7 protein-coding genes are annotated in these 12,655 nt (G+C 68.6%); 3 read left to right on the top strand and 4 right to left on the bottom strand.

What is annotated here, in order from left to right; all coding sequences use genetic code 11:
- Positions 1-206: 206 nt before the first annotated feature.
- Entirely contained in the window at positions 207-1,346 is a 1,140-nt protein-coding gene (locus ACFU5O_RS11300; protein ID WP_384238987.1) for an NAD-dependent epimerase/dehydratase family protein, read from the bottom strand.
- A 38-nt stretch (positions 1,347-1,384) separates the two neighbouring features.
- On the opposite strand from ACFU5O_RS11300, the gene ACFU5O_RS11295 reads away from it, so the two are divergent.
- Positions 1,385-1,810, top strand: a complete 426-nt coding sequence (locus ACFU5O_RS11295; RefSeq protein ID WP_384238985.1) for a hypothetical protein — start codon at positions 1,385-1,387, stop codon at positions 1,808-1,810.
- A gap of 214 nt (positions 1,811-2,024) precedes the next feature.
- On the opposite strand, the gene ACFU5O_RS11290 is transcribed toward ACFU5O_RS11295, so the two are convergent.
- The 3 genes from ACFU5O_RS11290 to ACFU5O_RS11280 all read right to left on the bottom strand — a co-directional run bounded on the left by ACFU5O_RS11290 (position 2,025) and on the right by ACFU5O_RS11280 (position 7,565).
- Positions 2,025-3,773, bottom strand: coding sequence for a SpoIIE family protein phosphatase (locus tag ACFU5O_RS11290; protein ID WP_384238984.1), 1,749 nt, complete (start codon positions 3,771-3,773; stop codon positions 2,025-2,027).
- A gap of 345 nt (positions 3,774-4,118) precedes the next feature.
- Positions 4,119-5,612, bottom strand: a complete 1,494-nt coding sequence (locus tag ACFU5O_RS11285; protein WP_384238982.1) for a DUF6777 domain-containing protein — start codon at positions 5,610-5,612, stop codon at positions 4,119-4,121.
- Positions 5,613-6,359: 747 nt separating this feature from the next.
- The gene (locus ACFU5O_RS11280; RefSeq protein ID WP_384239657.1) at positions 6,360-7,565 is read right to left on the bottom strand and encodes a cytochrome P450; all 1,206 of its coding nucleotides are present in this window, start codon (positions 7,563-7,565) and stop codon (positions 6,360-6,362) included.
- Positions 7,566-8,186: 621 nt separating this feature from the next.
- Here ACFU5O_RS11280 and ACFU5O_RS11275 point away from each other — a divergent pair.
- Both ACFU5O_RS11275 and ACFU5O_RS11270 read left to right on the top strand, forming a co-directional pair.
- Positions 8,187-10,736, top strand: a complete 2,550-nt coding sequence (locus tag ACFU5O_RS11275) for a Pls/PosA family non-ribosomal peptide synthetase (protein ID WP_384238980.1) — start codon at positions 8,187-8,189, stop codon at positions 10,734-10,736.
- 5 nt (positions 10,737-10,741) lie between these two features.
- On the top strand, positions 10,742-12,655 hold a 1,914-nt coding region (locus ACFU5O_RS11270; RefSeq protein ID WP_384238978.1), incomplete at its 3' end, for an AMP-binding protein.

Raw genomic sequence — 12,655 nt, 5'->3', positions numbered from 1 at the left:
CGCCGGCCGCGGGCGGGACCGGGCGCCGCGCGCCGACCGGTGGAGGACGACGAGCCACGCGCCGACCGGTGGAGGACGACGAGCCACGCGCCGACCGGTGGAGGACGACGAGCCACCGCGGTCGTCCTGGCCGCACCCACCCGCAGGACCGGAGGGCGGGACCACGGACCAACGCCCCGCGCGCGGCCCAGATTCCAGAGTGGCCGTCAGGGTCCCACCGGCTGCCATCCTCCGTTGTCGGTTGCGGACCAGAGTCCGACCTCCCGTTCGGCCAGCGCCTTGCGGAGGTCGTCCTGCGTCAGCCAGGAGTGCAGCGGAACGAGGCCGGGCGTGCTCAACTGCCCCGACAGCAGCCGCTCGACGGCGATACCGGCGAGCAGCGAGGGGATACGGCCTCCGTCCCGCTCCGCGGTCATGCCCAGCCGCCGGGTCACCCGCTGCCCGTCGCGCTCCCCGGTCACGGTGACGGTGAAGCCCCCCGCCTCGTCGCCGAAGCGGCCGACGAGCCAGGAGACCCCTCGCACCAGTGGAGTCCAGCGTTGTGCGCTGCGCGGACGCCCGGTCCGTGCGCGCAGGGCGGAGAACAGCCCCAGCGCCCGGTTGACGACGGTGAACTCGGTGCCGGCCTTGAAGCTGACCGTGCCGGCACCGCAGAGGTCCGTGAGCACGTCCAGGTCGGCCATCTCGTAGACCTGGTGGACCAGCCGTCGGCCGATGGGCGGCGGGAAGACGGTCCATTCCGGCTCGGACCAGCCCCGCACCAGGGTGGGTACGCCGTCGCGGGGAGCGGTGAACCGGAGCCCCGCGCCGTGCAGCATCGCCTCGAACATCGCCGGGCCCCGGTGCCGCCGGGTGTCGGGAGCGGCGCAGCAGGCGACGGCGTCGACGCGGTCCAGGCCGCGCGCGAGGTCGGCGACGACGAGCGCCTGGAGTCCGGGTACGACCGACGCGCCGGTCAGCACGGGCACCGTCGCCGACCGAGCCAGCTCGCAGGCACCGCGCCGGAAGGCGTGGTCCTCCGAGATGTCCACATACGGAACACCGGCCTCCAGCGCCGCCTTCAGCGGTCCCCACGGGTGGCCCGCGGAGGTGCCATGGGTCCCGAAGGACTGGAAGGGGCCGGCGCAGTGCACGACCGCCGCCGCGCCTTCGACGACCCGGCGCAGCTCGTGCGGCTCGTTGTGGTCGCCCTGGACCCAGCGGACGCGCGCTGAGGCGAACCCCGGATCCGGACGACGCCGGGAGACCACCGTGACTCCTACCGCCGGTTGGCGCAACAGATCGGCGACGACGTACCGTCCGTAGAAACCACTGCCGCCGACCACCACAACGTCCGGTTCGCTCATGTGGGCGAATGCTACCGACGCCCAGGCATAATGCCACCGTGGTGATACCTCGTCAGCGGCTGCATCGTGGCGTCTTCCTGACGGCCGGCGTCTACAACATCGTGTGGGGCTGCTACGCCGGTCTCGATCCGCAGTGGCTGTTCCGGTTCGCCGAGATGCCACCGCAGAACCATCCGCAGATCTTCATGACTCTCGGCATGGTGCTCGGCCTCTACGGGGTGCTCTACCTGGATGTCGCCCTTCGCCCCGGCGAGGGTTTTCTGATCGCGGCAGTCGGCCTGGCCGGCAAGGTCCTCGGGCCACTGGGCTGGCTGTGGCTCGCCCTTACCCATCAATGGCCCCTCGCCTCGGGGATCATCCTGGTGACGAACGACCTGATCTGGTGGATCCCGTTCACGCTCTACCTCCGCGACTGCTGGCCGCAGTGGCGCGAGCGGCTGATCCAGGGCACATCCCGCGTATGACAGATGTCCCGCTCGGGGCACTCGGCAGCAGGCGGACGCGCCCCGGCGACCGCGCAGGGTGCCGCATGCGTTGTCGATCACGATCTCGCTCGCGCCCGAGTCTGTGGTGCCGACATGACGAAGCCCCGACCGAACGCTGACCGATCGGGGCCTACGGACGCCACGCAGAGTGTGGGCTACCGCTTCCTCAGGTCGTCGCTCCTGACACCGATCTCTACCGGGACGGGCCGCCGTCGGCCAGAAGGGCGGGCGTGCGCAGCACGAGGAGGGCGACGTCGTCGTCGTTGCCGGTGGGCCTGACCTGGTTCAGCAGGTCGTCGCTGAAGGAGTCAAGGGGCCGGCGGGCGAGGGAGGCGGCGTACCGGCGAAGTCGGTTGAGTCCCAGGTCGATGGAGTGGCGGGGTGCTTCGACCAGGCCATCGGTGTAGAACACGAGTGTTGCCTGGGGCGGCAAGTCCGTGACGGCGTCGGTGCGGGGCCTGGTGATGCCCGTGCCGAGCAGTATGCCGTGGGCGTCGGTGAGGAACCGGGCCTGGCCGTCATGGGTGATCAGCAGTGGTGGCGGGTGTCCGGCGTTCGTCCAGTGCAGTCGCCACAGCCCGTCGTCCTCCCGGACGAGGCGTGCCAGAACCATGGTCGCTCTGGGAACCTCCGGGATGTGCATGATGGCCTGGTCGAGATGTGCGACCACGCAGCTGGGTGACTCGGGCTCCGACCAGGCGAACGCGCGCAGCATGTTGCGCACCTGAGCCATACCGGCGGCGGCATCGAGGTCGTGTCCGACAACGTCCCCGATGGCCAGGGCGGTTGCCCCGTCGGCCAGCGTGAAGGCGTCGTACCAGTCGCCACCGACCTGCGAGGCGTCGGGAGCGGGCAGGTACCGGGCCGACATTTGGAGTCCTGGCACGGTGGGCAGCGTCGGCAGCAGGTAGCGCTGCATGGTTTCGGCGACTTTGCGTTGCCGCTGATAGAGGCGTGCGTTGTCGAGCGCCAGGCCCGCGCGACGGGTGAGGTCCTCCAGGAGCGGCAGGTCGGCGGCGGTGAAGGCGTCGGGACAATCCGAACGGCCGAGGGTCAGGGCGCCGAGTACGTCCCGCAGCCCCCGGATCGGGGCGATGGCCGCGGAGTGCATGCCCGTCTCGGCGAACAGGCGGTGCTGCTCGACGGCTATGCCGGAGTCGGGCTCCCCTTGGTAGATGGAGGGGCCGGCAAGGCTGGAGGCGGCGCCGCGCAAGGCCCGTGACAGCGGCATCGGGGACTTCTGCGGCACCGGCGGCATCGGGCCTTGCAGGTCTTGGCGCTCGATGAGCGCCCCGTCCTTGTGGTGCACCACCAAGGCACGCCGCACCTCGTCCCGCTCGGTGATCAGGTCGACGACCGCCCAGTCCGCCAGCCGGGGCACGGTCAGGGCAGCCAACCGGTGCAGCGCCTCGTCCACATCGAGTGTCGAGGTGACCTGCGTGGTCGTCTCCGCGAGCAAGGCCAGCCGATCGAGTTCCGTCAGCGATGTGGACGTACCGTCCCTCCTGCTGTCGGCATCCGCCCTCTCCCCCGACCGGTAGAGGAGCACCAGCGCGCCCCTCTCTTCCGGGCCCAGGGCGTACGGGGTCAGAAACCAGGACAGCCCAAGAAGAGCACCGTCTCCGGAAGAGAACCACTCCAGGTCACCGTGCCTCGTGACACCCGCGGCGAGGGCCTCCCTGATCGGGCATCGGGCGCGCGGCACCATCTGCCCATGACGGTCCCGGTGCAGCAGGTCGTGCAGGTCCTGCCCTGCAAGCTCCTCGGCGGTTCTCTTCAGCAAAGCCTGGATCGCACCATTGGCCCCGGCTATGAGCCCCTTGTCGTCGACCACGAGGGCGGGCGCCTTCATGTCCTCCAGCGTTACGCCCAGCAGGGCACCAGCCCGTGCCGGGAACCCGAACACGGGGATCGTTCCCCTGCCGGGGTCGGCGCCATCCATGTCCGCTCCTCGGGCCGGCCTGCAGAACAGCGGCTTACCTCTAGGCCAGCATTACATGCGGTTTCCATGCGAGGTACTCGGCTGCTCGCCGGCGACGGCGCAGCATGGCGGCGGTCGCCCGCTCTCTGCGTTCCGATCCAGGCTTGGCTGCCGAGTGCCGGAGGTGCAACGGCTGGGGAAGCGTGATCGACAGCGAGGCGCAGCAAAGGCCGTGCCCATCGTGATCAGACCGATGATGTGCGCGAGTGCCGGATACGGAGGGCCGGACCCAGTGGAACTGGGTCCGGCCCTCCGTCTTGGCTTCGGCGGGACCGCGGGCGAGCTGCGGTGGGCCCGCCCAGGCTGTCAGTCCGACGGCGACTGGTCCTGAGGCTCCGGCTGAACCGGGGGCGGCTGTTGGTCCAGGGGCTGCGGTTGATCCTGGGGCTGCGGCTGGATCGAGGACTGCTGCCGATCCGCCGGCTGGTCCTGGGGCTGAGGCTGGTCCTGGGGCTTCTCCTCCTCCTTCTGCTGCTGCTCGTCCTGCTTCGGCTGGTCCTCCTGCTTCGGCTGCTCGTCCTGCTTCTTCGGCTGCTCGTCCTGCTTCTCCTGGTCCTGCTTCGGCTGGTCCTGCTTCGGCTGGTCCTGCTTCGGCTGGTCCTCCTGCTTCGGCTGCTCGTCCTTCTTCTGCTGGTCCTCCTTCTTCTCCCGGTCGTCCTTCTTCTCCTGGTCCTCCTTCTTCTGCTCGTCCTTCTTCTCCCGGTCGCCCTTCTTCTCCTGGTCCTCCTTCTTCTGCTCGTCCTTCTTCTCCCGGTCGTCCTTCTTCTCCTGGTCCTCCTTCTTCTTCTCCTGGTCGTCCTTCTTCTCCCGGTCGTCCTTCTTCTCCTGGTCGTCCTTCTTCTGCTCGTCCTTCTTCTCCTGCTCGTCCTTCTTCTCCCGGTCGTCCTTCTTCTCCTGGTCCTCCTTCTTCTCCTGGTCCTCCTTCTTCTCCTGCTCGTCCTGCTTCTGCTGCTCGTCCTTCTGCTTCGGCTGGTCCTCCTCGTTCCGGTTCGGGAACTCCTCGTATCCGTCGTCGCCCGAAGGCTCCTCGGTGGAAGAAGGCGGGGGCAGGACCGGGAACGGCGTTTCGGGCGGCTGGCCCTTCGGGGGAGGGACCTTCTGGTCGTTACTGGCCAGTTGGTCTCCGCTCGGGCGTGCGATCCAACCCTTGTGCTCCTGGTCGAACAAGGTGAGGGTCTTCATCGGCTTGGCGGCCGGTGTGACCACCACGAGGGCGGAGGGCTTGAACGACGACCACTGCCGACCGGCGTACTTCGGCGCACCCTTGACGGCGACGGGCGGGGTCAGGGGGTTGCCGCAGGCGCAGCGGACACGGGGTACGCCGCGGTTGTCGACAAGGACGGCGGTGCCGGACTGCAGGATCGCCTGGTAGCTGGTGGCCGTGTGGTTCCTGTATCCGTGGTTGGTGACCCTGGTGTCGAAGCTCAGCCGAACGGGCGTCAGCGACCGCAGGTGGGACGGGATGTCGGGCTGCCGGACGTTCAGGGCGTCGGCGAAGGCCTTTCCCTTGTCCTTGTTCTGGGTCAGGTAGGTGATCTGCTTCTCGACGTCGCAACTCGCGACGTTCTTCGTGCCTCCGTACAGGCCCGGGTGTGCACCGTCGACCTCGACGGTTCGTCTGCCGTTCACGCCGGCAGTTGACGTATCAGGTGCCTGGGGCCGGGGCTCGCCCTCTCTGGCCGTCGACGGGGTGAACGGATCCGGGCCGGTCACCGACGCGGTCTCGAGGAAGACCTCACCGCCTGCGCTGCTCTTCTGGCCGCCCATGAGGGAGAAGGCGAAGAACACCGCCATCACCATGACCACCGCGGTGCTGGCACTCAGCAGGGTTCTGCGCGCGCGCCACCACGACGGCGTCCCTCCGCGATGTCCACCCGGCCCACCCGGCTCACCCGGTTCGCCGAGGGGCGGGTCGGGAGGGGGCGGAGGTCCGGGGGGCGGCGCGGGCTCGGGTGGGGGCGCGGGCCCCGGCGTTCCGAGCGGCTGCTCACCTGACGGCCGACCGGACAGCGGACCGGTCGGAGGGCCGGTGGGGCGCTCGGACCGGGGAGGTATGGAGCTCACGGCGTTCTCCCCCAGACGTAGGGCATCGGGAAAATTACTTTTGTCCTCGCTTGCCCTCCCTGTTGCCATTATGTGCTTCACGGGCGGGCGGAGTGGATCACGAATGCTTGCCCCACGACGCAGGGCGACGAGGCGGCCGGACGACCCCTGCCGGTGATCACACGGGCCCCTCGGCAGTGGACCGTCTGCTGCACATGGGCCCACGTCTCCATGAAGCCCCCGGCAGACGGCCCGCGTCACGCCCCTGGCTCTCGGGACTTGACAGATGGCGGCCGGGCCGGGAAGTCACGACATGACAGGCGTACGGCCCCTCCCCCGCGTGGGGAAGGGACCGGTACCGGGCTCGGGCCTGATGCAGCCGGAGCTGGGCGTCGAGCAGATGGCGCGCGCGGGCAGGTGTCGGCCCCGGCCGAAATGATGCGTCTGTTCGAATATCTGGGATGGCTCCGCCCGGCGCAGCGACCGGGCGACAGAAAATCGCTCCTACCAGGCCACCGGCAGCTCGGTCGGGAAGCGCCGGATGGTTTCCGTGTCCCACCGCACCTCTTCCGCGGGTACCGCCAGCCGGAGGTCCGGGAAGCGCTCCAGCAGCCGGCCGATCGCCACTTCCAGCTCCGCCATCGCCAGTGGCACGGCGATGCACCGGTGCCCGCCCCAGCCGAAGGTCATGTGGGGCGCGGAAGGGCGGTCCGGGTCGATGGTGCCGGGATCGGCGAAGCGCTCCGGGTCGCGGTTCGCCGTCAGATACGACACGTGTACGAAGTCACCCGCCCGGATCCGTGCCCCACCGATCTCCACGTCCTCCAGGGCGACCCGGGGAATCCCGACCCCCTTTCGGAAGGGGATGAAACGGAGCAACTCGTCCAGGACGGCCGTCAGGCTCTCCGGCCGGCTCCTGACCCGCTCCATGAGCTCGGCACGGGTCAGAAGGAGGTAGGCGACATTGCTGATCTGGCAGGAGCCGGTGTCATGCCCGCTGAGCATCAGCGTCAGCGCCATGACCGCGAGTTCCTGGTCGTCGAGTGCGTCCTCGCCCTCCTTGGCCGCCGCCAGCGCGCTGATCAGGTCCTTTCCTGGTGCGCGCCGTCGCCGGCCGACCAGTTCGCCGAAGTACGCCCTCAGCTCCGCCTTGGCGGTCGCCTCGGACTGCTGCGTGTCCGCGCCGGTGCCGAGCAGCTGATGCACGTACTGCTGCATCCGGGGCCGGTCCTCGGGAGCGATACCGAGCACCTCGCTGATGGTGTGCTGCGGGAGCCGGTTCGAGAGGTGGTGCACCAGGTCCGCGGGCGGTCCCTGCTCCGCCATCTCATCGAGCAGCTCGTCCGCGAGCCGGACGATCGCCAGCCGCATCTCGTCCACGTGCCGCCTGGTGAAAGCGTGCGACGCCAGCCGGCGCAGCCGGCTGCTGTGCGGCGGGTCCATCACATTGATGGACTCCTTGGAGACGATCGGCTCCGGCGTCAGCCTGGGATAGTCGTAGCCCATGATCTCCGCACGGCTGAACCGCTGATCTGTGGTCACCTGCCGCACCCCGTCGAATCCGGTGACCAGCCAGGCGTCCGCGTCGCCGTACGGCAGCCGGATCCGCGTGATGGGACCACGGGCCATCAGCTCCGCGAGCGCGGGATCGAATTCCAGGCCCTCGCTGTAATCGAACGGGCAGCTGACTGCATCGCCGGTTCCGGCCATCGCACACCACTCCATCTCCAGGACGACAAACGCTGCTGACACGCATAGCGGATGGGCGGGAGACAGCCACCTTCGCCATTCCCTGCATATGTCTTGGTGCACGCTGCGTCGGCGTAAGACACCTCCGAGGGCCGTAATTGGCCCTCGTGGAGTACGCGAACCGTGAATTGGCCTGCTTGAGCGGTTCAGGCCCCGGCTCGTCCCGCCCTCGCACCAGGTCAAAGCCCTGCGCGGCCCGGCCGGACCCCGGTGTGAGATTCCCGCTCCCCCCTTTCGGAGTAACGCCGAGGACCAACCCATATTCCCTCACCGGTACTTGGCGCCAGGCCACGGGGAACGGCATGAAGCCCTTTCCGTCAGGCACTCCCGCCCCGACCCTCGCGCATTCGACACTGAGTGTCATCCGTACGGGGAGATAGTGCCGACACGCCCGGGCGGGCGAGTCCGAGTGGCAACCCGGCGATCGTCGGCGGAGACTGGACGTAGTGGTTTTGTTGACGAGGAAAGAGCTCACGACCTCGTGGCTTCCGGATTGCTCGTTCCGGCCGTTGCCGGCGCGCGGAGGCACCGGGTGCCCGGCCACAGTGGCCGATGATGGTCGAAATTCCGCAAGGAGCTCGCATGGTGGAAAAATCTGTCGAGGTTTTGACGCCCGGGCCGGATGAACCAGCGCTGACCAAGCGCGGATACACCGGCCCGACGACAGACACCGAGAAAGAACTCGCCGAGGTTCTCGCCGGCGTTGTATGCGTCGAGCAGGTACCGGTCGACAGTCATTTCTTCGACGACCTCGGCGCCAACTCGCTGGTGATGGCACAATTCTGTGCCCGGGTCAGAAAGCGGGCGGATCTGCCGTCCGCGTCGATGAAGGACATCTACCGCTTTCCCACGATCCGCAGCCTGGCGACGGCTCTCGTCGAAGCGGCCCCCTCCCCCGCCGCTGCACCGGTCGCCGATATTCCGGCCGCTGCATCGCCCGAGGTCGCGGCACCTCCCGGAGGAACGCTGCGGTACGTGCTGTGCGGGGTCGCACAGTTCCTGTTCTTCGTCGGATATTCCGTCGTCACCGGAGTCGTCGCCGCCCGCGGCTACGAGTGGGTGTCCGCCGGATCGGACATCGTGGACATCTATCTGAGGTCGGCCGTTTTCGGTGGTGCCGCCTTCGTTGCCCTGTGCACCTTCCCGATCGTGGCCAAGTGGATCCTCGTCGGCCGCTGGAAGCCCGGCGAATTCCCTGTCTGGGGACTGACATATCTGCGCTTCTGGACCGTCAAGGTGCTGGTCCACGCCAACCCGATGGTCTTCCTCGTCGGCAACCCGCTCTATGTGCTGTATCTGCGGGCCCTCGGCGCGCGGATCGGCAAGGACGTCACGATCCTCTCGCGCACCGTCCCGGTCTGCACCGATCTGCTCACGATCGGCGCCGGTACGGTGATCCGCAAGGAGGCGTACCTCCTCTGCTACCGGGCCCACGCCGGGCATATCCAAACGGGCCGGGTCACCCTCGGCCGGAACGTCTTCGTCGGCGAGAAGACCGTGCTCGACATCGACACGTCTATGGGCGACAGGTCTCAGCTCGGCCACACGTCCGCGCTGTACAGCGGTCAGGCGGTCCCGGCGGACGAGCGGTGGCACGGATCCCCGGCACAGCGCACCGAGGTCGACTACGTGCGGGTCGCGTCGGCGGCCTGCGGCTCGCTGCGCCGGTTCGGATACGGCCTCGTCACCGTGCTCCAGATGTTCCTGCTGTACGTACCACTGACGGTCGGGGGTGCGTACATGCTGCTGACCGCGATTCCGGCGGTGGGCAGAGTGCTGCAACCGGGCAGCGTGGGCTTCACAGCGGCTCCGCTCTACGTCGACGCGCTGGCCCTTTCCGCCATGCTGTTCTTCGGCAGTGTCGTCCTGGGTCTCGTCACGCTGTTCACCGTTCCCCGGCTGCTCAACCTGATGGTCGAGCCGGACAGGGTCTATCCGCTGTACGGCTTCCACTACTCGGTGCACCGTGCGATCGCGCGGATGACGAACATCAAGTTCTTCAAATGGCTGTTCGGTGACAGCTCCTACATCGTTCACTACCTGCGCGGGCTCGGGTACGACTTGTCGAGGGTCGAGCAGACAGGTTCGAACTTCGGCACGGAAGTGCAGCACGAGACGCCTTATCTGAGCTCCGTCGGCAGCGGGACGATGATCGCCGACGGGCTTTCGATCGTGAATGCGGACTTCTCGAGCACCTCTTTCCGTGTGTCCCGGGCATCGATCGGGGCACACAACTTCCTCGGGAACAACATCGCCTATCCCTCTGGGGCCAGGACCGGTGAGAACTGCCTCCTCGCGACGAAGGTGATGGTTCCGCTCGACGGCGAGGTCCGCGAGGGCGTGGGTCTGCTCGGCTCGCCGTGCTTCGAGATTCCCAGGTCGGTGGAGCGCGATTCCCGGTTCGACCATCTCAGGGCCGGAGACGAACTCGGCCGCCATCTCGGGGCGAAGAACCGCTACAACATCCGCTCGATGATGTTCTTCCTGTTCGTCCGCTGGGTGTACGTCTTCGTGCTCACGGTGGTCGGCCTCGCGGCCCTCGATCTGTACGGCATCGTCGGGCAGCTGGTGATCGCGGCGTCCCTGGTGGTCACGCTCGCGTTCACCGCCCTGTACTACGTACTGGTGGAGCGTGGCATCGCGGCGTTCCGCGCCCTGCAACCGCGGCTGTGCTCCATCTACGACCCGTACTTCTGGTGGCACGAGCGCCTGTGGAAGGTGCCCGACGAGTACCTGAACGTCTTCAACGGCACCCCTTTCAAGAACATGATCTGGCGACTGCTGGGGGTCCGTCTCGGCAAGCGGGTCTTCGACGACGGCTGCTATCTGACGGAGCGGACGCTCACCACCGTCGGGAACGACTGCATGCTCAACGCAGGCAGCAAGATCCAGTGCCACTCGCAGGAGGACGGCACCTTCAAGTCCGACCGCAGCACGATCGGCGACGGGTGCACGCTCGGAGTCGGCGCCCACGTCCACTACGGCGTGACGATGGGCGACGGCGCGGTGCTCGCCACCGACTCCTTCCTCATGAAAGGCGAAGAAGTGCCGCAGCACGCCCGGTGGGGCGGAAACCCCGCGACGGAGACGCAGGACACCCACTGCCGGCCCGTAGCGCCCTGTCAAGGATGAGCGGGATGGGAAAGCCGATGGGAACGCAGACGGAACCCGGCCGGGAGTTCTGGCGGGGTGTGCTGATCGCCGGTGGCGTCACCGCCGTACCGCGGTGGACGCTCGATCCGGTGGCGGGCGTGCACGAATGCGCGGTGACGGTACCGGACGAGGTGGCGGGGGTGTTGCGGCGGCTCGCCGGGCAGTGGGGGCTGCCGCTGGGCGCGGTGGTGCTGGCGGCGCATGCCCGGGTGCTGGCGGCGCTGTCGGGTGAGCGTGAGGTGGTGACCGGTTACGTCACAGGCAGGGGCGACGGTCCGTTGCCGTGCCTGTTGTCGACGGAACCCGGCTCGTGGCGGGAGCTGGTCCACCGGACACACCTCGTGGAGTCGGAACTGCTGGCGTACCCGGACTTTCCGGTCGATGAGCTCCGGCGGGAGCTGGGGGTGCCCGGACCGGTCTTCGAGGCGGTGTTCCACCCGGTCGCCGAGGCGACCGGTACCGCCGAGGGCGGGCTGCCGGGGTCCGCGGTGCTGGGTGTGGGTGTCTCTGACGCCGGCGGGCGGCTGGTGCTGCGCGTGGGCTGTCGCACCGATGTGCTGGATGCGGAGTGCGCCGGGAGGATCGCGGGCTATCACCTGTCGGCGCTGGCCCGGATCGCCGATGACGCGGACGCCGGACATGCGGCGCAGAGTCTGCTGTCGGCCGAGGAGCTGCGCTTCCAGATGGAGGGTTTGGCCGGGCCCCGCCGGGAGTTGCCGGAGCTGCGGGCGCATGAGGTGTTCGAGGAGCGGGTGCGGAAGCATCCGGATGCGGTCGCGGCGGTCCACGGCGATGTGCGCTGGACCTATGGGGAGCTGAACGCGCGGGCGAACCGGCTGGCGCGGGCGCTGCTGGCCAGGGGGCTGGGCCGTGAGGACGTTGTCGCGGTGGTGATGGAGCGCAATCTGGACTGGCTGGCCTCGGTGCTGGCGGTGTTCAAGGCGGGAGGTGTGTATCTGCCCGTCGAGCCCCATTTCCCCGCGGGGCGGATCGCGGCCACGCTCTCGCGCGCCGGGTGTGCCCTGGTGCTGACAGAACCGGGCAGCACCCGCGGGCTGGACGAGGCCCTCACCTCGCTGCCCGGGGTGCACAGGCTGCTGGTCGACGCGGCGTACCAGGAGGATCACGCCGACGGTGATCCGGGTGTCGCCGTGGCCTCCGACCAGCTGGCCTACATCTACTTCACGTCCGGCTCGACGGGGGAGCCCAAGGGCGCGATGTGTGAGCACGCGGGGATGCTCAACCACCTCTTCGCCAAGATCGATGATCTGGGGATCGGTGAGGGGCAGGTGGTGGCGCAGACCGCGCCGCAGTGTTTCGACATCTCGCTGTGGCAGCTGGTGGCCGGCCTGCTGGTGGGCGGGCGGACCCTGCTGGTGGAGCAGGAGGTGATCCTCGACGTCCCCCGCTTCCTGGACACGGTGGCCCAGGGTGAGGTGGCGGTGCTCCAGGTCGTGCCGTCCTACCTGGAAGTGGTGCTGTCCCATCTTGAGCGGCATCCGCAGAAGCTGCCGCACCTGCGGTGTGTGTCGGTGACCGGTGAGGCGCTGAAGAAGGAGCTGGCAGTGCGCTGGTTCGCCGCCCAATCCGGCATCCGCCTGGTCAACGCCTACGGGTTGACCGAGACCTCCGACGACACCAACCACGAGATCATGGACCGCGCCCCCGACGGGGAGCGGGTCCCGCTGGGCCGCGCGGTCAGCAATGTGCGCGTCCACATCGTCGACGAGCACCTGTCCCTCGTGCCGCTGGGCGCCCCCGGCGAGATCGTGTTCTCCGGCGTGTGCGTGGGCCGCGGCTACATCAACGACCCCGAGCGCACCGCGCAGGCCTTCGTACCCGACCCGCATCACGCAGGGGCGCGGCTGTACCGCAGCGGTGACCACGGCCGCTGGCTG

It is taken from the genome of Streptomyces sp. NPDC057445, from assembly GCF_042802855.1.
Lineage (GTDB): Bacteria > Actinomycetota > Actinomycetes > Streptomycetales > Streptomycetaceae > Streptomyces.
This window is presented reverse-complemented; position numbering and strand designations above follow the sequence as displayed.

What these genes read in the sequence shown, in the direction of transcription:
- ACFU5O_RS11275 (WP_384238980.1), top strand. Translation starts at nt 8,187, where the DNA reads ATGGTGGAAAAATCTGTCGAGGTTTTGACGCCCGGGCCGGATGAACCA.
- ACFU5O_RS11285 (WP_384238982.1), bottom strand. Translation starts at nt 5,612, where the DNA reads ATGGTGATGGCGGTGTTCTTCGCCTTCTCCCTCATGGGCGGCCAGAAG.
- ACFU5O_RS11300 (WP_384238987.1), bottom strand. Translation starts at nt 1,346, where the DNA reads ATGAGCGAACCGGACGTTGTGGTGGTCGGCGGCAGTGGTTTCTACGGA.
- ACFU5O_RS11290 (WP_384238984.1), bottom strand. Translation starts at nt 3,773, where the DNA reads ATGGATGGCGCCGACCCCGGCAGGGGAACGATCCCCGTGTTCGGGTTC.
- ACFU5O_RS11280 (WP_384239657.1), bottom strand. Translation starts at nt 7,565, where the DNA reads ATGGCCGGAACCGGCGATGCAGTCAGCTGCCCGTTCGATTACAGCGAG.